Source organism: Cardinium endosymbiont of Dermatophagoides farinae, from assembly GCF_007559345.1.
Taxonomy (GTDB): Bacteria; Bacteroidota; Bacteroidia; order Cytophagales; family Amoebophilaceae; genus Cardinium.
On sequence record NZ_VMBH01000001.1, the window covers coordinates 1,201,383 to 1,224,277 of the forward strand.

The 22,895-nt window shown below is 38.5% G+C and carries 19 protein-coding genes, 2 tRNA genes and 1 pseudogene; 8 read left to right on the top strand and 14 right to left on the bottom strand.

The window, feature by feature from the left end; translation table 11 throughout:
* Position 1: 1 nt before the first annotated feature.
* The 5 genes from FPG78_RS05610 to FPG78_RS05630 form a co-directional block, all read right to left on the bottom strand.
* On the bottom strand, positions 2-475 hold the full coding sequence (locus FPG78_RS05610; protein WP_144086999.1) for a bactofilin family protein: 474 nt from the start codon (positions 473-475) through the stop codon (positions 2-4).
* A gap of 7 nt (positions 476-482) precedes the next feature.
* Positions 483-1,307 carry a M23 family metallopeptidase gene (locus FPG78_RS05615; protein ID WP_144087000.1) on the bottom strand — a complete coding sequence of 275 codons (825 nt, stop codon included), beginning with the start codon at positions 1,305-1,307 and terminating at the stop codon, positions 483-485.
* Positions 1,308-1,525: 218 nt separating this feature from the next.
* Positions 1,526-1,600, bottom strand: a tRNA-Val gene (locus FPG78_RS05620).
* Positions 1,601-1,800: 200 nt separating this feature from the next.
* Positions 1,801-1,882: transfer RNA gene (locus FPG78_RS05625), tRNA-Leu, on the bottom strand.
* Between the two features lie 127 nt (positions 1,883-2,009).
* Complete coding sequence (locus tag FPG78_RS05630; protein WP_144087001.1) at positions 2,010-2,642, bottom strand: RING finger protein; 633 nt, start codon at positions 2,640-2,642, stop codon at positions 2,010-2,012.
* A 590-nt stretch (positions 2,643-3,232) separates the two neighbouring features.
* Here FPG78_RS05630 and pssA point away from each other — a divergent pair.
* From pssA to FPG78_RS05645, 3 genes are read left to right on the top strand one after another with little or no spacing between them, the layout of a single operon-like run.
* Entirely contained in the window at positions 3,233-3,919 is a 687-nt protein-coding gene (pssA, locus tag FPG78_RS05635) for a CDP-diacylglycerol--serine O-phosphatidyltransferase (protein ID WP_144087002.1), read from the top strand.
* Between the two features lie 21 nt (positions 3,920-3,940).
* Positions 3,941-4,933 (top strand): tryptophan--tRNA ligase, encoded by a 993-nt coding sequence (trpS, locus tag FPG78_RS05640; protein WP_144087003.1) that lies wholly within the window; start codon positions 3,941-3,943, stop codon positions 4,931-4,933.
* A gap of 17 nt (positions 4,934-4,950) precedes the next feature.
* Complete coding sequence (locus tag FPG78_RS05645) at positions 4,951-5,442, top strand: GNAT family N-acetyltransferase (protein WP_144087004.1); 492 nt, start codon at positions 4,951-4,953, stop codon at positions 5,440-5,442.
* Positions 5,443-5,518: 76 nt separating this feature from the next.
* Here the strand turns inward: FPG78_RS05645 and FPG78_RS05650 are convergent, their stop codons facing one another.
* The 3 genes from FPG78_RS05650 to FPG78_RS05660 form a co-directional block, all read right to left on the bottom strand.
* Positions 5,519-5,788 (bottom strand): hypothetical protein, encoded by a 270-nt coding sequence (locus FPG78_RS05650; RefSeq protein ID WP_144087005.1) that lies wholly within the window; start codon positions 5,786-5,788, stop codon positions 5,519-5,521.
* A gap of 145 nt (positions 5,789-5,933) precedes the next feature.
* Positions 5,934-7,784: an AAA family ATPase gene (locus FPG78_RS05655; protein ID WP_144087006.1), complete on the bottom strand. Its 1,851-nt coding sequence runs from the start codon at positions 7,782-7,784 to the stop codon at positions 5,934-5,936.
* A gap of 150 nt (positions 7,785-7,934) precedes the next feature.
* On the bottom strand, positions 7,935-8,552 hold the full coding sequence (locus FPG78_RS05660) for a carbonic anhydrase (RefSeq protein ID WP_144087007.1): 618 nt from the start codon (positions 8,550-8,552) through the stop codon (positions 7,935-7,937).
* Positions 8,553-8,833: 281 nt separating this feature from the next.
* On the opposite strand from FPG78_RS05660, the gene pdhA reads away from it, so the two are divergent.
* The 4 genes from pdhA to FPG78_RS05680 all read left to right on the top strand — a co-directional run bounded on the left by pdhA (position 8,834) and on the right by FPG78_RS05680 (position 12,777).
* Positions 8,834-9,862 carry a pyruvate dehydrogenase (acetyl-transferring) E1 component subunit alpha gene (gene pdhA, locus FPG78_RS05665; protein WP_144087076.1) on the top strand — a complete coding sequence of 343 codons (1,029 nt, stop codon included), beginning with the start codon at positions 8,834-8,836 and terminating at the stop codon, positions 9,860-9,862.
* A gap of 5 nt (positions 9,863-9,867) precedes the next feature.
* Positions 9,868-10,554 (top strand): tetratricopeptide repeat protein, encoded by a 687-nt coding sequence (locus FPG78_RS05670; RefSeq protein ID WP_144087008.1) that lies wholly within the window; start codon positions 9,868-9,870, stop codon positions 10,552-10,554.
* A gap of 24 nt (positions 10,555-10,578) precedes the next feature.
* Positions 10,579-12,288: a single-stranded-DNA-specific exonuclease RecJ gene (recJ, locus tag FPG78_RS05675; RefSeq protein WP_144087009.1), complete on the top strand. Its 1,710-nt coding sequence runs from the start codon at positions 10,579-10,581 to the stop codon at positions 12,286-12,288.
* A gap of 234 nt (positions 12,289-12,522) precedes the next feature.
* Entirely contained in the window at positions 12,523-12,777 is a 255-nt protein-coding gene (locus FPG78_RS05680) for a hypothetical protein (RefSeq protein WP_223262021.1), read from the top strand.
* 342 nt (positions 12,778-13,119) lie between these two features.
* On the opposite strand, the gene tsf is transcribed toward FPG78_RS05680, so the two are convergent.
* The 5 genes from tsf to FPG78_RS05705 form a co-directional block, all read right to left on the bottom strand.
* Positions 13,120-13,953 (bottom strand): translation elongation factor Ts, encoded by an 834-nt coding sequence (gene tsf, locus FPG78_RS05685; RefSeq protein WP_144087011.1) that lies wholly within the window; start codon positions 13,951-13,953, stop codon positions 13,120-13,122.
* A gap of 23 nt (positions 13,954-13,976) precedes the next feature.
* Entirely contained in the window at positions 13,977-14,882 is a 906-nt protein-coding gene (rpsB, locus tag FPG78_RS05690; RefSeq protein ID WP_144087012.1) for a 30S ribosomal protein S2, read from the bottom strand.
* A gap of 42 nt (positions 14,883-14,924) precedes the next feature.
* Positions 14,925-15,314 carry a 30S ribosomal protein S9 gene (rpsI, locus tag FPG78_RS05695; RefSeq protein ID WP_144087013.1) on the bottom strand — a complete coding sequence of 130 codons (390 nt, stop codon included), beginning with the start codon at positions 15,312-15,314 and terminating at the stop codon, positions 14,925-14,927.
* Between the two features lie 24 nt (positions 15,315-15,338).
* Complete coding sequence (rplM, locus tag FPG78_RS05700) at positions 15,339-15,773, bottom strand: 50S ribosomal protein L13 (RefSeq protein WP_144087014.1); 435 nt, start codon at positions 15,771-15,773, stop codon at positions 15,339-15,341.
* A 220-nt stretch (positions 15,774-15,993) separates the two neighbouring features.
* A complete protein-coding gene (locus FPG78_RS05705; RefSeq protein ID WP_144087015.1) occupies positions 15,994-17,190 on the bottom strand; it encodes a M16 family metallopeptidase in 1,197 nt (398 codons plus the stop codon).
* Between the two features lie 840 nt (positions 17,191-18,030).
* On the opposite strand from FPG78_RS05705, the gene FPG78_RS05710 reads away from it, so the two are divergent.
* Positions 18,031-19,791 (top strand): AAA family ATPase, encoded by a 1,761-nt coding sequence (locus FPG78_RS05710; RefSeq protein WP_144087016.1) that lies wholly within the window; start codon positions 18,031-18,033, stop codon positions 19,789-19,791.
* 166 nt (positions 19,792-19,957) lie between these two features.
* On the opposite strand, the pseudogene FPG78_RS05715 reads toward FPG78_RS05710, so the two are convergent.
* Positions 19,958-22,851, bottom strand: a pseudogene (locus FPG78_RS05715) (Tn3 family transposase); the annotation flags it as partial.
* Between the last annotated feature and the right edge of the window lie 44 nt (positions 22,852-22,895).

Sequence of the window (22,895 nt, forward strand, 5' to 3'; positions counted from 1 at the left end):
TTTAAGGTGTTATGGATTTGGATGATGGTAGATTTTCTATATTGCTTGTGGTATATTCAACAGTTCTAGCCTTAGCAGATAGATCAGTAGGGTTATCTAAGTTATAGTCATGTATCGCTTTATGTTCCTTACCCATTTTACATTTCCCATCAAAACAAGCGCCCTCTTCAAAAACCAGCTTACTGGAAACAATATCGCCCCATACGGTTGCAGTTGATTTCAGCACAAGCAATTCTACCACTTCTATTGTCCCTTTTACTTCTCCACCAATTTCAGCATTGTGTGCTACAATATTGCCTTCTATCTGAGCAGTATGGCTTAACACTACTTTTGCTTTTGTTTTGATACTGCCTGTTACCTTACCCTCTATACGTAAATTGCCTGTGGTGCTTATATTGCCTTCTAAGTGAGATCCCTGACCTATAATGTTGCTAATGGTTACAGGATTTGCATTTTTTATTTTGTTATTGAACATTTTTTTTCTAGAAATTAATGTAATCTTCAGGGTTTAGTGCAACGCCTTCGCTCCAAAGCTCAAAGTGCAGATGAGGCCCCGTAGAAATTTCTCCGGAGTTGCCCATAAGGGCGATTACGTCACCTGCTCTAACCAAGTTACCAACTTTTTTAAATAAAATAGCACAATGTTTATAGATTGAAACAACGTTGTTATAGTGTTGAATGACAACAACCCATCCCGTATCGACCGACCAATCAGAAAAAATCACGACGCCAGCTGATGTGGCTTTAATGGGATCTTTTTCTTTTGCTACAATATCAACGCCATAATGATTGCCTTCCTTATGGAATGATTTTGTAACCATTCCGTTAATAGGCGGAAACAATAGAGGTGATCTATTGTTGGTAGGTTGCTTCTGATTGGTTGCTGCTGCAGATGGCTCAGTCCGTGAGACGGTTTCTGTTGGTTCTGGAGTACTCGGAGGGGGTGTATGGGCTAGGGGGTGTTTAGATTTTCCTCGAATGATTTTTTGAAGGGTAGCAATAAAGGCTGTTTGGGATGTAAATTGTTTTTCGAACGTTTCTACTGTACGTGCTAAGGAAAGTATTTTTTTTTGATTTTCTGTTTCTATATAGATAGGGTTCATCCATCTGGCTAAAGCAGTTTTAGCCAGCCACAGGCTAAGACCAAAACTGATACATAACCACGATAGCAATAGTGTAATGATGGTTGCATAGCTAAAAGGAGGCGTTATATGCTCGGCGAAATTTTCAACATTTCGAATAACCAGCTGATACCTACGTTCGAAATAATCCAGAAATCTTCTATGGGTACGCAATGATCCATTCATTTAATAGTAAGTATGTAAACGGCTCTTTTACCACTTGGCAGTGCAGTTGCTTTGAATATTAGACCTTCTGGGAAACCTATTTCTAATGGCAATTTTGGTGTCGAAGCTTGTCTATGCTCCTCACATACATTTAGTATTCTGCGGTGCTCGACTGCGCTTCTCTTAAAAACTGCTGATCACAAATAGGTTTTGCAGAAGGTCTCATCTATACAGCGTTGTGGGCGGCATTGGATTCGAACCAACGACCTTTCCGATGTCAACGGAATGCTCTAAACCAGCTGAGCTAACCACCCCGAAAGACTTTTGTAAGGCTATATCAATCTTTTAATGTTAAAATCCATAGACCTTCTGGAAAACCTATTGCTAAATGACAATTTTGTGGTCTATGATCCTCACATACATTTAGTATTCTGCGGTGCTCGACTGCGCTTCTCCTAAAAACTGCTGATCACAAATAGGTTTTGCAGAAGGTCTACTATATACAGCTTTTGCGTGCGCACGGGGGGACTCGAACCCCCACACCCGAAAGCACCACCCCCTCAAGATGGCGTGTATACCAATTTCACCACATGCGCAGAAACCTTAGCTGCTTTATACTTTAATTTCAACTGAAATTAACCAGTCCAATTTAGGATATATTGAGGTATATGCCAAATCTTTAGGGGGTGATTTGTAATACTGGATTTCCGCTTGCTAACTCCATTAAGCAGCGACATGTCTTTTGGTTAGGCTTTTATTAATATCTACATTCATATCCATCTTTACCCTACAGACGGGGCAGTTCAAAAGGCGCAAAGGTGTAGCTTGGATGTATGTTATAATGCAGTCTATATGAAGATAGTGGGAGGGGCAAGGGCAATCTGGAAGTGGATATAGAGGTTGGTTACTGTTACCAGGCTCAAGACATATCGGGCATTCTTCATTTTCACGAGGTTGTACGTCTTGCTTCTCTTTCATTGCTTGCACGAAGTGTTGAGTCTGCTTATCGGAGGCTTTGCTATTATAAAAAAGACTATATATATAACCTGAGCAAGCAATAAAAACCAGGCCAGTAGAAACAATAAGCGAGCGCTTAACATAAGGCAGATCATCAGTATAAGCAAATAAAGCAAGAGAAGTACCAAACAAAACAGTAGTAAAACCAGCAGCAACCTTAACCCCAAAGATAGCAGCATCAACATTAGGCGGAGTCCTTGGAGCGGACGAGTTCTGATTTTCCTTAGGAGACGCAGCAGTAGTAGCAGTAGTAGGCTTAACAGGGGAATTAATAGCAATAGCATGATCAGTAGCATTACTATAATCTTTTTGAACTATATTTGTACATCCTGCTAACATGAGTAGAAGGGATAAAAAAGTTTCTTACCTACCATGATATATGCAAATTATAAAGCATTTACGTTATTATTTATTTGTATAATATGCGCAATGCAGTTTTATATTAAGTCCCTCGTTTGATACGGTCCATAAATTGGCTACCTTTTGTGGAGACGCTACCAGTGCATGTATGTTATTAGCGTAATTAAATTTTAATTAAAATGCTATAATTGTAGCATCGATAGGCTATTCAAAAGACCTTCTGCAAAACCTATTTGTGATCAGCAGTTTTTAGGAGGAGCGCAGTCGAGCACCGCAGAATACTAAATGTATGTGAGGAGCATAGACAAGCTTCGACACCAAAATTGCCATTAGAAATAGGTTTCCCAGAAGGTCTAAAGTAAAAAATATTTTTTCAGATCTTGGTTATCCTATACTACAAATGTAGGGTTCAGGTTACTGGGATGGGTAATATGTATTGTTGCAGCATGCAAATAGATGGCCTTATGATTTTAATATCGAGCATAAATCAGCTATATTGCTACTGTTTATAGCAGCATGATTTTAACCTCTATAGTAGAGGTTGGCACTATCCTTTATTTGATCAAGGTATGAAAAAATATATTCCAAATTGTTTATCTGTTTTAAACCTAATCAGTGGTGCAATAGGTACCCTATTGGCTCTAAATGGGCACTTGGTCTATGCTGGTTATAGCATTTTTATAGGTGCTTGTTTTGATTTTTTAGATGGTTTTGTAGCGAAATTGCTTTGTGCGCAGTCTGCCTTTGGCAAGCAGTTAGATGCATTAGCAGATCTTATTACATTTGGTATGTTGCCTGGGGCTATCCTTTATATGTTGATTAAAACATATGAAAGCTGTCCTTATCGTCCTTATGCAGCTTTGTTAATCGTTGTCTTTGCTGCACTTAGGTTGGCTAAGTTTAATGTGGATCCCAAACAAGTAGATCGATTTATAGGGTTGCCCACACCAGCTAGTGCCATCATAGTAGCTACATTGCCTATTATGTTAGCGCGTGCCCTTTATCCGCACTTGGTGCATGGGCTCACGCAACCCCTGGTGTTGCCTTTGCTAACCATGCTACTTTCTTATCTATTGGTTTCCAATATTCCATTTTTAGCTTTTAAATTTCAAGGGTTTTCTTTTCAAGCGAATAGGTCTCGTTACTTTTTAATAGCGTTAGGTGCATTATTAATAGCTGCTATGCATATTGAAGGACTTTTTTGTAGTGTGTGGCTATATATATTATACGCTTTATGCAGTGCCAAGAAAAGATAGGTTTAATCAAGGATACAGCAAATGAAAAAGAAAATCTTAACGGGTGATAGGCCAACGGGGGGGCTCCATTTAGGTCATTATATTGGCTCTTTACAAAATAGAGTCAAGCTACAAACTGAGTATGACCAGTATATCCTAGTGGCGGATCTACAAGCATTAACCGATCATTTTGATCATCCAGAAAAAGTTACCCAAAATATTGTTGAAATTGCCAAGGATTATTTAAGTGTTGGGATTGACCCTGACCAAACAACCATTTTCATTCAATCTCAGATACCAGAAATTGCAGCATTAACCATTTATTATCTAAACCTTGTTACCTTGGGTAGGTTAAGCAGAAATCCTACTGTAAAAGCTGAAATGCAGCAAAAAGGATACAATGAGACTGTTCCGGTTGGTTTTTTTTGTTATCCTATTAGTCAAGCGGCAGATATTACCCTATTTCAGGCGGAGTTGGTACCAGTTGGGGCGGATCAACTACCCATGATTGAGCAAACCAATGAAATTGTTAGGCGTTTTAATAGAATCTATCACACCAACGCTTTAAAAGAATGTAAGGCTATTTTAAGTACAACCTCCAGATTAGTCGGTATAGATGGAAAATCCAAGTCCAGTAAGTCACTGGGCAATGCCATTGCGCTTGCTGATCCACCAGAGGTGATCAAACAAAAAGTCTTTCAAATGTATACAGATCCTGACCATATTAAAGCCAGTGACCCTGGCCGTGTAGAAGGGAATGTTGTATTTAGCTATTTGGATGCCTTTCATTATGATCAGGAAGCTGTGGAAGTTTTAAAAGCCCACTACAGGCGTGGTGGATTGGGAGATGTAGTCATTAAAAATATATTAAACGACAGTTTGCAACTTTTATTGGCACCCATTAGAGAAAAAAGGAATGGTTTGGATGCTAAAATGGTAAAAGCAATGCTCCATCAAGGCACCGAAAAAGCAGCTCAACTGGCTAAGGGAACGATAGCAATGGTACGAGAAGCCATGGGTATTACCGCTTTTTAGGATAAAAAATCTATGCAATGCATATAGACTATACATTTGATCCGAGCACTGAGGATGTAAACTTTTTAAGGCATCAACTCAATCAAGTAGCTGAAGGGTTTAAATCGGTTGATCCTTTTGGTTTTTTTATCAAGGATAAAGCCAAGCAAATTCAAGCAGGTGTGAATGGCTGTATGATCTATGGTGTGATTTATGTTGATCAACTTTGGGTGAATAAGGATAAAGCCAAGCAAATTCAAGCAGGTGTGAATGGCTGTATGATCTATGGTGTGATTTATGTTGATCAACTTTGGGTGAATGTTGATTATCGTAATCGGGGTTTAGGGCGCCAACTTATGGAGGAGGTACATGCACTTGGTCGTAAGGAGGCCTGTTCCATGGCAACTGTTTGTACCGTGAGCTTTCTAGGTGCTCAGAACTTTTATGAACGTCTGGGTTATAAGGTTGATTTTATAAGGTCGGGTTATGCAAATGATGCAAGCTGTGTATTTTTAAGTAAAAAATTATGATGTGTGGTGGGTGCACCTCATATAGCGCTTGGTTGCTGTTTGGCTGTTAGATCTTGATCTTTTTCTAGATTATCGATTAATTTTTGCACCTCTTTATCAGAGTTGAACCTCGTAGCGCATTCAAAAAGTCTTTAGCAGGTGTTGTTTTAAGTTTTCCTTTTCTAAAAAGTTGTGCATCCTTGAATGCTTGCGTAAGATTGGTCAAAATTTTCTCCTTAGCATCACCTTCATCTGTCTTATGTTTTTTGCCTTTTTTATGCAAACGTATGTGTTTGAGTAGCTCTAAATCTTTTAAAAGCTTTAGCGCATTGTCATTAATAATAAGGTCTATCGTTATTGTTTTCATAGTAACATTATGGCACGTTAGCGCTGCAATGGAAATAGCTTAAAAGTAGTTTTGTACCAAACAATTGACTAATGCAAGTTATGAATTTTTTCTTTAAGTTGATCTATGGTCTCAGCAGATTTTCTATTCCTCGTGCGGTCGTCATTTATTTCGATCCTACCTCTTGAAAATAACCAACGGGATTAATGGTAAAGTTTTTAGGTGGCATTACTTGAAACTCATTTTTATCATCTTTTTGATGCACTTCAACAGCTGCTTCTGTAATATTGAGTTTTATAGGATCATATTTTAGACCTATAAGCACCTTCTTATAGCATAAATCATATTGCATGCTATAATCTTTACTATGTATTTGCTCCAGAGCGTATAAGGGTGATTTGTCTACTTTTAATTCAAAAACATAGACAGTGCTTTGATCATTATATTGGTCCTCCATAATGATATCTGTACGGCCTATGCCACTATCTCTTTCAGCACTGGCCCACGTATCATAAGTGGTGTGAAAAGGACCATTAAGAAAAGAATATAAAGCACCCTGAAAGCTCTTTTCGGTTTTATCCAGAAAACGATAACCTGCCTTGGCCAAACAACCACTACGGATAACGTTAAGAAAAGCAACCCATGCTTCTTTTCTTAACGATTCTAAAATAGAAGCGCTATATATTTTTCCTGTTTCTTGTTGTTTTTGAGCTATAAACCTAGATAAGGTCAGCTTTAAAGAGGACCGAACTTCCCTGTTAGGAAATTTTAAATAATATGTTATATTGTATACATTATCAAGCCCATCTATACATTCATCCTCTACATGATCTTTGATAGGATCAAGACTCATGGTAAGGTAACCCGTTTGATACATTAATGGAAGTAAGGGTATCTCATGGATAGAGCAAGCTAAATTTTTAAATTCGTTTTTTTTAATTGGGAAACTATCTTTCTCCCAATTCATATCAAATCTATAAATATTTTGTTGTATCTGTTTTAGTAAGATGGTAGGGTTTCCTGAATTAGACCAATAATTTCCAAAGCCTTTTTCATAAAAAAATTTTAGTATAGAGTCTGGGTTATAGACCCCCTGCTTAATACTTCTTGCAAAATAATACCCGCTATAATAGTTTTTTAATTCTTGTTTTAATTCGTCAACTGTGTATTCTTTGTTTCCCCTATATTCTTTTTTTATGTTTTCTATAATTGCATGAATATTGTCTTCTTTTCCTTTAAAAAATAAGTTATTGATATCCTCTTCCGTATAGCCCAACATCTCTGCATAATCCTCATGCAAGGATATGTCATTAGCTGAGTTAGCCCCTGAGGTAAGGCCAGATAAGTGAAATTTAGTTACACCTGTTACAAAAATAAGTTTACAGTCCTTCTGACTTCCTTTTAAAACTCTGAAAAATGAACTAAGCACAGAAAGCACCGCTTCATACTGTTCTTTTTCACAAGATATTAATGGACTGTCGTATTCATCGATTAAGATAATGGGTGTAGGTTCGTACCCGTTATCTAGTTTTGTTAACGCATTAATCAACTTTTCTAGTGTACCCTCTAATGTTGGTTCACCTATAATAGGATCTATTTCATTTCTATCTATAGTATAATTTTTAGCAAAGGCATATAATATGTCTATCAAGTTGTTTTGTAGTTTTTCTGAGCTATCCTTAGCCAGCTTTGAGAAATTCAACCAGATAACCGGATATTTTTTCCATTTATATGTTTGATCTCGATAAATAGCACATGTTTTAAATAATTCTTTATTTCCTTTTGCTATTTGGTCTATGGTATCTAGGAGTAGAGATTTTCCAAATCTTCGTGGCCTTGTAAAGAAGTAATATATGCCATTCGTTTTGAAGAGTTTGGTTATATAGGGCGTTTTATCTGCATACAACTTTTGTGCGATCATCTCTTTGACATCAGCACTGCCAACTGGTATTTGTACACTTTTTTCTCCTTGTTGATTAGCTGTTTTTAGTGCTTTGTTCTCTTTTTTATACTCCATATCCTATTTTTTTAATTTAGAGGTATATAATCGTGTTGCAGACTGCAAGGTAGATGGTTTTCGTAGGAATTTAATCAAATTGTCGCTAATAAGGTCTAATGCAACTTATGAATTTTTCCTTTAAGTTGATGCATGGTCTCAGTAGCTTTTCTATTCCTCTACATCCAATAAAACTTCATATCTATTTTTATCATTGGAATAGGTATAAATTTGACCAGTTTGGATATCAAAAAACCATAAATGAATGGTAAGCTTACCCTTTTCTGTTCGTTCTTTAATCCAGGGAAAGGTTATAGCATTTTGATAAGATTGCGCTAATGACAATTTGGCATAATCATCTGCTTGGTGTTTTTTAAAATCGGGCGTTTTGATTAAAGCAACCCAGTTGGTAATAAAATCATCTTGTTTTAAATCCTCACTTGCTAATAAAGCTTTAATGCCCCCACATTGGCTATGGCCAAGTATAATTAGATGCGCTATGTTAAGGAAGCAAATACCGAATTCTAAAGCAGCACTTGTGCCATGATGCCTGGTATCCTTTTCATAAGGAGGTATAATATTGGCTACATTCCGCACAACAAATAAATCCCCCGGATCACACTGTAATATTAAAGCTGGATCTACTCTAGCATCACAACAGGCAATCACCATCACTTTAGGTTGTTGTCCATTCCGATGCAAGCCATACATAATAGATTCATCAGCATTGGTATATTTTTCTCTAAATGCTTTGTAACCTTTTAATATTTTTTTTAAATCATCTTCCATAGGCTTTTTTTGATTTTTTGTGACTACTTGGGTACCTTTGTTTTATAATAGGGCATATCCTTCTAAATTTTAGGTAAGGTAAAAAAAGTAAGCCTTTCCTGAAGGAAAAAGAAATGAGACCTTCTTCAAAACCTATTTGTGATCAGCAGTTTTTAGGAGAAGCGCAGTCGAGCACCGCAGCATACTAAATGTATTTGAGGAGCATAGACAAGCTTCGACACCAAAATTGCCATTAGAAATAGGTTTTGCAGAAGGTCTATGATCGCAATCTAAGTATAACCATGGTCTCATCAACAATAGCTAAAACGGAATCTCCTGTATCGCCTATTGGTGATCTTTCGTCTTTTTATGCGCAATGGTATGCGCTTATGTTGCTGATACGTAAATTCGAAGATAAGGCCGCCCAACTCTATGGACAGCAAAAAATCCGAGGGTTTTGTCACCTATATACAGGGCAAGAGGCTTGTATAGCTGGTGTGGTGACCGCATTGCGTCAAGGGGATAAATACATTACAGCTTATCGTGACCATGCCCATCCTATTGCATTGGGAACGAGCCCGAATCATATAATGGCGGAACTCTATGGTAAAGCTACGGGTGTTTCTAAAGGGTATGGAGGCTCGATGCATATGTTCGATAAGTCGCATCATTTTTTAGGTGGCCATGGCATTGTTGGTGGGCAAGTGCCTTTAGGAGTGGGCATTGCCTTTGCTGAGCAGTACAAAAAAACAGGTAATCTCTGTATTACCTTTATGGGAGATGGTGCCGTACGCCAAGGTGTTACCCATGAAGCTTTTAATTTAGCGATGCTTTATAAGCTACCTATTATTTTTATAATTGAAAATAATGGGTATGCTATGGGTACTTCAGTAGAACGGAGTTCTAATGTTACAGCACTCTATCAACTGGGTAGCAGTTATGCTATGGATGCAGAGCGTTTAGATGGATTATGTGTAGAAGCAGTACACCGTGCTGTAGAACGAGCAGCTGTAAAAGCTAGACAGGGCATACCCAGCTTATTGGAGTTTGCCACCTACCGTTATAAAGGCCACTCCATGTCTGATCCTGCTGCTTATCGTACTAAAAAAGAGGTAGAAGCGTATAAAGAGCAAGATCCCATTCTTAAGCTTAAAGCGTTGATGCTAAAAAAGAAAGTTGTAGATGAAGGCGCATTAGAAGCTATTGATCGAAAAGTCAAAGATCAAATTGCCCAGGCAGTTGCTTTTGCCGAGGCATCTGCCTTTCCAGACCCAGCTACTGTTTATCAGTATGTTTACAAACAGATGGATTATCCATTTCTTCAGTATTAAATTTTATGAAAATAATAGATATAAATAGCATTCCTAGAAATCTTTCAGCAGACCATAAAGAAAAAGAAATAGTAGACCCTCCAAAGGGAGGTAAACGAAAATGGTATGTCATCGGCATTGGTCTAATCTTGCTTGCAGCGGCTGTGTACTTTGGGTTTTTGTATCTAAAGGAGTCCAAGAATGTACAAGCACAAGATGATGTTTTTCAAGCCATTTATCATTTTGAAGCCGGTGATTTTGATAAAGCGCTAAAGGGGGATGGGGTTAATAAAGGCCTTTTGGAAGTCATTAAACAGTATCCTTATACTGCAACAGCCAATCTGGCCTGTTTTTATGCAGGGATTGCCTATATGCACCAAAAAGAGTATGATCAAGTGCGTGCTTTTTTAAGCAGGTTTAAAGTCAACGATTATATTGTACAAGCCCGTGCTTGGTGTGTGATGGGTGATGCCTATAGTGAACAAAAAAACCATAAGCAAGCGGCTATCTATTATATGAAAGCTGCTCGTTATAAAGCAAATAGTGTCTATACACCTGGCTATTTGGTTAAAGCAGCTGTTGCTTTTGAAGCAGATGCGCAGTATAAAAATGCCTATGATTGCTATCAGGAGATTGTAGAAAAGTATCCAATCTCTCGGTATGGTAGCGGTTTGGCTATTAAAGAGGCGAGTCGTTTGTCAGGGCTTTGCTAAGTTGGATCAGTTTTTATTGCGCTTATGCACAAACGTTGGGTGATTCAATCTTTTAAGGAACCTGATAAGGTCGCAGGATTAGAAAAAGTGCTGGGTACGCCCGCTGCTATTTCATCCATTTTGGTCCATAGGGCAATAGAAACCTTTGAAACTGCTAAACATTTTTTCCGTCCCTCCTTGGCTCAGTTGTGTGATCCCTTTTTAATGCAAGGTATGGCACAAGCAGTCACGCGCTTGCGCCAAGCGTTAAGCAAAAAAGAAAAAATATTGATTTATGGTGACTATGATGTAGATGGCACTACAGCTGTGGCCATGGTGTATGATTTTCTTCAATCATTACCTGGTGCAACAGTAAGCTATTATGTGCCAGACCGCATGAGAGAAGGCTATGGGGTTTCCATGCAAGCTATAGAAAAAGCATACCAAGAGGGTATTCAGCTGATCATTACCTTAGACTGTGGCATAAAAGCCTATGCATCTATTGCCCAAGCGGTCGAAAGGGGTATAGATGTAATTGTTTGTGACCATCATGAAGTAGGAGCGGTCTTACCACCAGCTTATGCCATTTTAGATCCAAGGCAACCAAGTTGTCCCTACCCCTTTAAAGAATTATCAGGTTGTGGTATAGGTTTTAAACTCTTACAAGCTTTTTGTAAGCAATGCGGATTAAATCCTGAAATTCCTTATAGCTATTTAGACCTTGTAGCGGTTAGCACAGCTTGTGATATTGTTCCATTAGTAGATGAAAACAGGATTTTAGCTTACTATGGCATTAAACAGTTGGAAGCCAAACCTCGTCCAGGTCTACAAGCATTAATGGAACTGGGGCGTTTTGCTGCTACGATTACCATTTCTGATATTGTATTTAAAATAGGCCCACGGATTAATGCTGCTGGGCGCATGAGCCATGCTGCTTTAGCGGTTCAGTTACTTGTAGAAAAAGATATAGTAAAAGCCTATCATTTGGCTCAGTCTATTGACCAGCAGAACCTTTTGCGCCAATCGCTTGACCATACCATTACGCAAGAAGCCTTGGCTATGATAGAAAATAGGCCCCAGCAAAGCAAAAGCAATGTTCTTTTTAACCCAGATTGGCATAAAGGTATTATTGGTATTGTAGCCTCTCGTTGCATTGAACAGTGGTATAGACCTACTGTGATTTTAACGCTTTCTGATGGCCAAGCTACTGGTTCTGCGCGTTCTATACCTGGTTATAATATATATGAAGCGATTTCCGCATGTAGTCCGCTTTTACACCAATATGGTGGCCATGCTTTTGCTGCAGGGCTTACTATGCCACTAGCGCATATGGCTAGGTTCCAGAAAAAATTTGAGGAAGTAGTATCAGAAACCATAACGGATGATTTATTGATACCTCAGCAGACCATTCATGCCCTTATTCCCTTTCAGGCCATTACGCAGAAGTTTGTAAACATTTTAATGCAAATGGCTCCTTTTGGTCCAGGAAATGCTACACCAGTATTTGCTAGTGAAAAAGTTTATGCCCGTAAATTTCATTTGATAAAAGAAAGGCATCTTAAACTGGAACTTTACCAAATAGACTGTATGCAGTCGTATGAAGCCATAGGGTTTGACTTGGGTGGCTACTTGCCACTTGTTTCAAGTGGGCAGCCATTTGCTATCGCCTATACGATAGGGTATAATTATTATTTAGGCAATAAATCTTTACAGCTTATAGTAAAGGATATTAAAAAAGGAGCATGTGTGGGTTAAATAAATATGAAAGTTTGTCTAGTCCTAATCTTGGAACACGATTAGAAAAGCTTACCTAAACAGATAGAGGATAAAATATTTTTCTCTTGAAAAATGTATCCATATAAATGGCTAAAAATATTGATAAATAAAAAATTAAACACTAGCTTAAAGGATGGTGGTTAGCTAGCATACTTACCGTTGCATAATCATAAAATTATAATAAGTAACAACAAAAAATAATTTATTATGAGCATGAAACACTTGATTATTTGGCATTTGGTACTAATCTGTATTTTACCAGGTATGTTAGGATGTTCTTTACACCATAAGCTTTGTATAAACAATTGTAATAGTGCGCTCACAAGCAGTGAGGGTATATCAGAGATAGCATACGCTACTAGTGAGCATATTGATGATCAGTACCTTTTAATAGCAGCTGGTAAAAACGAGAAGAAAAAAAAGATCAAAAAATCGAAGGAACAAAAAAAAATAAGCGTGACTATCTAATAGGAGCGGGCGCTGTCATCGGCGAAGTAGCAGGGACAGCTCAAGCAATTGTATTAGTCGAGTCTATTCCATGTACTTCCATATTGGGAGCAATGGGTGCAACATTAAGTGTGGGATGGATCCCAGTTCTAGGAGCATTCGTAGGGGGATCAGGAGTGTATGCAGGCTATAAAGCCTATAAAAAATATAAAAACTTGCATAAGAATTCCAATGCTCAGTTCCTTGGCTATAAAAGCCTATAACTTGCATAAGTTTTTTCAAGAAAATAGGCTTTTGAAACAGTCATTTTGGTTAACCTGATTTATGTAGCCACTACTCGTAGTAAACTGGTAGCAGGTTAGCTTATCCACCCACACCAATGCGTTTGAATGTGGTAACGGTTAAGGATGGCGCAACGGTTTGAAGATGTTGGGCTACGGTCACCTTACCATTTTTTACAAATGGTTGTTGCAATAGCGTGTTTTCTTGAAAAAACTTATGCAACCTACCCTGTGTTATTTTGGCTGCTTTAGCTGCATCATGTCCTTCTTCTACAAGTTGTGCATGGATAATAGCCGATTCTCTTTCCACTACAGTTGGGTCGATTTGATCTTTATCAACTGCTATTGGGTTCATAGCTGCGATTTGCATGGCTACATCTTTACCTGCAGCCATTACATCCGCACCTTGTGCGCCTTGTAAAGCTACCAGAACAGCTAAGCGATTGCCTGTATGGATATATGGAACCGTTACCTCAGCTGTTAAGGTTTCATAAGTAGAAATCGTAATTTTTTCACCAGTGGTACCAGTAGATGCTATAATGGCCTCTTGAACCGTTCCACCACCCAATGGTAAAGCTTCTAATGCTGCTATGGAGCTCGGTTTGTGTGCTGCTGCAACCTCCAAAATTGCTTTACCCAATTGCAAAAACAATTCGTTTTTAGCGACAAAGTCAGTCTCACAATTCAATACCAATAAGAATGCCTCTTTATGATCTAAGCTTGCACAAGCAAAAACAGCGCCTTCACATGCATGATGTCCCGCGCGATCTGCAAGTATTTTTTGTCCTTTTTTTCTAAGCAGATCAATGGCTTGTTCAAAATCGCCTCCTGTTTCAATCAATGCTTTTTTACAATCCATCATGCCTGCACCTGTTCTTTTCCTTAGTGCAGCTACCTCTTGTGCTGTAACGACCATATATTATAGAATACTCAAATGACTTAATTATTATTATTATTTTCTGGCTGAGCCTTAGGTGGAGCAGCAGGCGCAGCTACCTTCTGCTTAGCTGGAGGTGTGACAGGTTTAGCTTTAGCAGGCGCGGCTTTCTTGATTACTACACCTTGTACCACTTTTATACCCCTTCTAGGAGCCGTTTTATTACCTGCGTTACTGACAGCTTCTTCCTCTTTTTTAGGAGCCGTTTCTGCTTTTTCTTTTTTATATGATGCGATTCCTTCTTTAATTGCGCTAGCAAGATAACGTACGACAATGTCTACAGAGCGGAATGCATCATCATTACCAGGAATAGGAAAATCAACCATATCTGGATTTGCATTGGTATCCACAAGTGCAAAAACAGGAATACCCAGTTTTCGGGCTTCCTCAACAGCAATATGTTCCTCCTTAATGTCAATTACAAATAGTGCAGATGGCAACCTTGTGACATTGGCTAATCCCTGCAATATTCTATTGAGCTTTTCTTGCTCCCGAGCAATAACCAACCTTTCTTTTTTTGCTAAGTTTTTATAACCAGCTGTATGCATGTTTTTTTCTATGGAAAGCATGCGCTTTAATAGCTTTCGGGTGTTGACAAAATTAGTAAGCGTACCACCCAGCCACCGTTCTGTCACATAGGGCATCCCTAAATCTTTGGCCGTCTGTTCTACAGAAGCTTTAATCTGTTTTTTAGTAGCCACAAACAAAATCTTTTTCCCAGCTTGTGCCATTGCATTGAGCTGCAAAGCAGCCCCCTCCATGCAGGTAATCGTTTTGTTCAAATCGATAATATGTATCCCATTTTGCTTCATAAAAATAAAGGGAGCCATCTTAGGATTCCATTTCCTAGTTAAATGACCAAAATGGACGCCAGCATCAAGTAGTGTTTTGAATTCTAATTTTATCATTATAGGTATAGGTAACAACAAATAATAACTATGGGACTAGGACTAACGTTTTGTAAACTGGAATTTCTTTCTCGATTTTTTACGACCATATTTCTTACGTTCCACAACTCTGGCATCTCTGGTTAAGAAGCCCTCTTTTTTTAGTACAGGTCTATTCTTTTCTAAGTCTAGTTTACAAAGCGCCCTAGCAATACCTAAGCGAATCGCTTCAGCTTGCCCACGTAAGCCCCCACCAATAACATTAACTTTCAGATTATACTGATCTGCAATAGCTAATTTTTCCAAAGGTTGCTTAACAATTAGGCTAATTTCTTCTACTGGGAAATAATCTAAAAGCGGCTTATGGTTAATGATAATATCCCCTGTCCCGTTCATAAGATAAACCCTAGCTATGGCGGTTTTTCTTCGACCTACTGCATTGACTGTTTCCATCCGTTAATAATTAGTATTTTAGGGTTATTGGGGTTGGTTTTTGAGCTGTATATGGATGCGTAGCCCTTCACAAACATGTAAGTTGTGAAACAACCTTCTTCCTAATCTATTTTTAGGCAACATACCCTTTACTGCATGCTCTATAACACGCTTTGGGCGGGCAGCTTGCACTTCTTTAGGGGTAGCACGTTTTAATCCACCAGGATAGCCTGAATAAGTGGTATAGGTTTTTTTGATCCATTTGTTACCCGATAAAGCTATTTTACTAGCGTTCAAAACGATTACATGATCTCCCCCATCTATATGAGGCGTAAAATCGGGCTTATGCTTGCCACGAATGATGTAAGCAACCTGGCTAGCCAATCTACCCAACGGCTGCGATGAAGCATCAACAACAACCCATTGTTTGTCAACGCTCTGCTTGTTAGCATATTTTGTCTTATAACTGATATAATCCACGCTTTTTTAAAGAAAAAGTTGAACCAACAAAAAAAATTTGAGGACCGTATACAAAAAACTAAAGGCTTCAAATATACCTTTTTATTGCATCAAATGCAAATTAAAGGGCGCTGAAGCGTTATATCGTAACGCTTCCCATTATAGCGTTAGGTACACTAGTGTACCACTACTTCTGTAAAAGAATCTAAAGATAAGTATTTTTGTGCTAAGTTTCTAACTTCTAGCGGGTTATGTTACGGACCTGATGGTAAAATCTAGTATAATAACTTTGGTCTAACCCATGTAGATGGGCTGATTGAAACTTTTGCATAACAGAAAAAGGATCATTAATAGTGGTTAAAAAATGGCCCAGCAAGTAATTTTTAACATTTTGTAAGGCTTCCTCTTCAACCAGTTCATGCTGCAGCATTGCTATTTCTTTATAGATTTCTTGGATGGTTTCCTTGGTTACTTCCTCGGCTACTTCTGTAGTAATGGCTAGGTAACCAGCTTGTAGAAATGCTACCATACTGGAATGAATCCCATAGGTATAGCCTTTTTCTTCTCGAATATTTCGCATCAACCGAGAGCCAAAATAACCACCTAATAAGGTATTGACCACAACCATGGGTAAAAAATCTACTTCCTTTTTAAGCAATAACTTTTTACCGATTACAATAGCGGATTGCAAATGTTGCCCATCCACTAAGTCTACTTTTTCAGGAGGATGACTACATGGAATTTGCTCTGCTTGCAGACTTTTATTAGAAGGCAACTTTTCTAGGGCTTGTTTAATGCGTTGTAGGGCTGCTGGGGTCACTTGGCCACTCACAAAAGCAATGCAATTGGCAAAGAGTGCTTGTTTATAGTGATCGTATAAATCAGCCCGTTGAATCTGGGCAACATCTTGTACGGTTAGATGTCTGCCATATGGATGCGCTGTTGTAAAGAGCGCTGTGCAAAACCGTTTATAGGCTACCTGATGATTTTTTTTATCAGCCATTTGAATGGCTTGTGTTTTTACACTTTTTAGCAATTCGAGTGATTTTTCTGGAAAACTAGCGGTTAATAGCACCTCTACCAATAGGTCTAATACTGGGCTAAGATGTTTAGCAAGTGTCGAAAGCGAGATGGTAGCAAAATCTTTCTGTACACATGTACTAATGGTTGCGCCATAATAATCAATAATTTGCGCAATGGCTTGCGTATCTTTAGTGGCCGTACCCTCTAGTAGCATAGCAGTAGTAAAATAGGCTGCACCTGGATGTAGCTCGTAGGCGCTACCAGATTTAAAAACCAATTCTAATTCTATAATGGGTTGATGGCCCATATTTAACAGATAAAGCGGAATCTTATTCGAAAGCATATGCCGCTCTGGCCATGGGAAATCAATTGTTTCAATTGCTTTAAACTTTGGTGGAATGGTTCTATCGAGCATAAAAAAATAGACTTAAAAGGGAAATCAGAAGCCGCTCCGCGGCTCCATTAAACTAATTGGGTACTAGATCTTCTGCAAAACCTATTTGTGATCAGCAGTTTTTAGGAGAAGCGCAGTCGCCAGAATACTAAATGTATTTGAGGAGCATAGACAAACGCCAAAACTGCCATTTAGCAATAGGTTTTTGCAGAAGTTCTACTGATTTATTCATTCAGCCATATGGCATTACTACTTCGAAAACAAGGAAAAAGTAAGATAAAAATGCCTGCTTTATACATTCAATCCATCACTTTTTCCTGAATTTAATACCATTTCTACTTTCTGGCAAGACGAAACCATTGCAATAGCAATTCAGATTTGTAATATATCACTAGACCTTTTTCAAAACCTATTTGTGATCAGCAGTTTTTAGGAGAAGCGCAGTCGCCAGAATACTAAATGTATTTGAGGAGCATAGACAAGCGCCAAAATTGCCATTTAGCAATAGGTTTTGCAGAAGGTCTACTTAACTTAGTTCAAACTGGTTGATGTATATAGCAGTGAGTTATATTTTATAGCGTTAATATTCCGATCTTTTATTTGATCTTTCCAATAAAATTTATTAGCATAGGGAAGAAGTCGATGCTATGCATCGAATGTGACCTGCTTGGTGCTAATCATTATTATTTATGGATGCGTATAGCGATTGTAGGAGGAGGGTTTGCAGGGCTTGCCACTTGTTATCACCTTTTAGCTAAAGACCGTAATGTAAAAATACAATTAATTATTAAATGCAGCAGCACGGGCTATAGACAAACCAACCTATAGATCAAGTGGTAATAAATCTTAAATCTTCTCATCATGAAAAAATTACCGATTGGTGTTAGTAATTTTCATAAGCTGGTATCTAACGATTACCTGTTTTGTGATAAGACGGCTATGATTGCTGATTTCCTAGAAAAAGGCGATGAAGTTACCTTAATTACCCGTCCTCGCCGTTGGGGAAAGACACTTAATATGTCTATGTTGCAACATTTTTTTGCCTCAGAAGTAGATGGGGTCACTACAGCAGGTTTATTTGATGATTTAGCCATTGGTAAGTTAGAGGGAGGTAAGTACATTAGAGAACATCAAGGAAAGTACCCTGTCATTATGATCAGTTTTAAGGATGTCAATGCAGATGATTTTCAAGGGGCTTATAATGCGGTGTATGAATTGATATCGACTCTTTATGAATCCTATACTTATTTATTTAAAAGTAATAAGGTTAATCAAATACAGCTAAAAAAACTGTATAGAATTATAAATAATGAGGCCAACCAGCAACAGTTAGAAAAATCTTTAAAACTTCTTAGTCAATGCCTCTACCAACACCATGGCCGGAAGGTTTATATTCTGATAGATGAATACGATACACCACTCAATAAAGCTTATGGTAATAAGCCATACTTGGGCGCTATGGTCGCATTTATGCGTAACCTGTTTAGTGATGCCTTAAAAGACAATACTATACTAGAAAAAGGGGTATTAACGGGTATATTGCGTGTTTCCAAGGATAGTATGTTATCTGGGTTGAATAACCTAGAAACCTATACCATACTAGATGAAGATTATAGTGCTCGTTTTGGTTTTAGTGAAACGGAAGTTTCCTCTTTATTTAAAGCAAAAGATTTGGCTACTTCTATGGAAGAAGTAAGAAATTGGTACAATGGTTATAAGGTAGGCCACTTGGTTATGTATAATCCATGGTCTATTATTTCTTGTATCAATAGATCAGGTCGTCTTGATGTTTACTGGGTCAATACAGGCAATAATGATTTAATCAAGCAGTTGATTTTTGCCTCGAATGAGGACATTAAAGAAGCATTTGAACAATTGATGCAAGGAGCAGCGTTAATGGTATCTATCGATAAGCATCTTGCTTTTGATCTACTGCCTAGAAATGAAACTGCTTTCTGGAGCCTTTTGCTATTTGCCGGCTATTTGACTTTGGAAAAGAGTAGTTTAAGTCAAAATAGTGATTTATATGATTGTCTAGTTAAGATTCCCAACAATGAAGTACGTAGGCTTTACAATCGTTTTTTTGAAGAATGGTTGGTGGGCAAATTTCCTAGTCAGTCTAGGTATCATAGCTTTTTAACTCATCTTTTAGTTGGTAACGTAAATGATTTTACCCGAGATTTAAGTGCATACCTCTTAGATAGTGCTAGTTTTTTTGATACTAGTTCGACAAAACAAGGGGAAAGTTTTTACCATGGTTTCGTTTTAGCGATGCTGGCTAGTATTAGTGATAGGTACGCTATACGCTCGAATCGAGAAAGTGGCTTTGGAAGATATGATCTACTACTAATCCCTAAAAAAGAGAGCGCAAAGGCATTGTTGTTGGAATTTAAGCAGGTGCGTAAAGAAGAAGAATTAGAAACTGCTTCTAAACTTGCCTTAGATCAAATACAAGCACAAGCCTATCATACGGAGTTATTGCAGTATCCTCATGTTCAGGAGGTGATAGAGGTAGGCATTGCTTTTTCTGGGAAGTCAGTTGTGGCTGCCTATGCAACGTATGACTTAGTTCGCAAACAATCTGGTTATGTTATTTTAACGGATAGATATGGTCAGCAATAGGAATCTATTGTTCTTTGAACATTTGTGAGCTGTGCTTTCAGCGCTTTTTTTCATCAGTGCTTGATTTTTTGTTGCGTTTTGATCAAGCAAAAAGTAAGGTAAAAACTTCTTTTACCATGAAACCATTTATAAACGGGCTATTAGGGGTCTCCTTGGATATGGGAAATTATTGTACGTTAAGGCTGTTTTTGTATTTTTCTATGTTAGCCGGTCGTAGAGGTCGGAACTTACTTAATGTTTTTTTACGCTTTCTTGTCCAGATATAATCTCCTGTCAAATTGATATGCTCCCATCCTAATGGAGATAGATGTGATAACAATTGATCATTGATTTTTATTCCCTGTTTTTTCAGAGAGTCTACAGCTCTTTCGATGTAGACCGTGTTCCATAGCGTGATGGCAGCTGTGAGCAGTGTTAGTCCACTGGCACGGTAGCTCTGATTTTCCAGGTTTCTGTCCCTGATTTCCCCCAACCTGTGCATAAATACCGCACGGGCAAGGGCATTACGGGCTTCTCCTTTATTAAGCCCTTTTTGTACACGTCGACGCAATGCTGGATCTCGAAACCAGTTCAGCATGAATAATGTTCTTTCTATTCTCCCGATTTCTCTGAGAGCTTTTGCCAGACCGTTCTGTTTTGGATAACTGGCCAACTTCTTGAGCATTAGGGATGCAGTAACTGTCCCCTGGCTGATCGAGGTGGCTAGACGAAGCACGTCAGCCCAGTTTGATTTAATATCTTTCAGATTCAGGCTGTTCGAAGATATAATAGACTGAAGTCCAGGGTATTGTTGGGCTTTTCCTTGAATAAAAAGTCGTTTGTCATGTAGATCTCGAATTCTTGGGCAGAATTCAAAACCAAGTAGGTGCATCATGGCAAATACATGATCGGTGAAACCAGATGTATCGGTATAGTGTTCCCGGATTTCTAGATCACTTTCGTGATACAGCAAGCCATCGAGTACATGAGTTGAATCTCTTACCCGACTGATAACCCTGGTATAAAATGGACTGTATTGATCAGAGATATTCGTATAAAACTGAATACCAGGATCCTGTCCATATTTAGGATTGACTTGTCCAGCGTAGCGTCTAAGGTTTCCGACTCTGAAGTTCTGACCGTCTGAAGACGATGTAGTACCGTCACCCCAGTATATCGCCATAGGTTGCTTTCCCTGCGCATTAACTAATTCAGCAAGAGCAGCTGAATACGTTTCATCTCGTATATACCACGCCTGAATACTTTCCAGTGAAGATCTAGTAACTCCAGGACAGGCCTCTGCCATTTTACCTAGCCCAAGGTTAATTCCATCAGCCAGGATAATGGTTAGGAGGAGCCGAGTATCAGGGCGGATGACCTCATTTTTGAGATGAGAAAAATGGTTAGTAAACGCTGTCCAGTCGTTTACTTCATCCAGTATCTCTGTAATTTTAGGATGAGGTAACATACTATAAACCAGGGCTGTCAGCGGTGAAACCTCTGCAGGAACACTATTATCCAATGGCGTGACCTTTACTCTTTTATATTAGATATTTCAACATTAGGTAAATCACCTATAAGGGCCATTTTGTTTACCTCTTCGAGTCGTGATTTCAATAATGTTAGGCGACTTCCAATATATTGACTGTAATCAAAAGGGACAGAAAGTGGTAACTGATGATTCTGAATCAACTTATTAAACTCCTTTTTAGGAATGAGGTAATCGTCAAAATTTTTATATCGGCGAGAACCTTTTACCCAGATATCCCCTGAACGAAGCGCGTCTTTCAGTTCGTTAAGAGCGAAAAATTCATAGTACTGTCGATTTATTCCGGTGGGTGCAATAACCACTTTCCTCCAGCTTTCAGGAATAAAATCCAACGGTTCCATTGGTGGGACCTTTCGTAACTGTTTATGATACATTTCTCTGATGACTGTCAGAGCCTCGGCTAGTGACTGTGTAGCTGGCGTGGCATTCAGTTCCAACGCAGACAACATTCTTGGAGCGTATTTACGTAACGTACTATATTTCTCAATAATAATATGCAGTGGATCAAAATTACTTTTTTTGGTCAAAAAACGGGTTTCTTCTAGACTTATAATAAATTTTTGCCATGGCATAACATGTTCAATAGCAGTCCATGGATCTTCTCCGGATTCACGGGCTTCAGTTAATGCTTGACCAATAGCAATATACTGGTACAGTTTAGACTGGATAAGTTTACCTGTTTGCTGGAGTCGCTCCGCCTGAGTTCTTTTAGCCCGGCTGAACATACTGTTCAAGATACGCTCATGCAAATCGATGATCTCATCTGTAAGTGTAGCTCTGGCTTCTTCAATCACACATATTAGAATAGCGTATCGTCTGCTTGATGAGAACTTAGTCAAATCTCGGCTGCTCATATTCCGACCCTCACGGGCCAGTTTCAGTAACCGATTCTGATGAACTAAACGTCCGATCCCTACCGGTAAGTCTATTGCCACGATCGTATTCAAGCATTCAATGTGCTGTAATACATTTTTTCCGTTAATTTTACCAGGAGGTTGAAGAATCCAAGATAGACGTGAAAGATGATTATTTGATGCAATCAGAAGGCTGTCTAGATTGACCTTATGCTCTGATATAAGTTGAGCATTCAGTTCCGAGAATATTATTTTATCGCCAGCAGCCATGGCCTTTGAGCACGTTCGCTCCAGTACATCAATAGTGGGAATAATCACGCAATTCCGCTGCATATACTTTAGAAGTTCTTGTGCAAGAAGAATACCCTTGTCAGTGCGTTTTGCAAGTGGAATTAAATACGAAATGCAATCATTTTGAATCTGTTTTGTAAATTTTTTTAGTCCTAGATAGTGGTATAGTTCTATTAAATGTTCCCTGCGAGTGGTGTCTCGTCCTGATGCGTAATCTTTCCAAAGTTCATTTGATAAATTAAGTCTGCTAGCGATATGCTTGAGTAAAAAATCGGAAAGTAGTGATTTTTTATTTGGGATCATCCCTATGTTCTTCAGGTAACAAAGCAAGACAGAAAAACCGAACCTATTGGCTGGCTTGCGGTGCGTATTAATAAGCGCTAAATCCTGAATGATATTCTACTAGTAGAACAAATAGATCGGCTGACCAG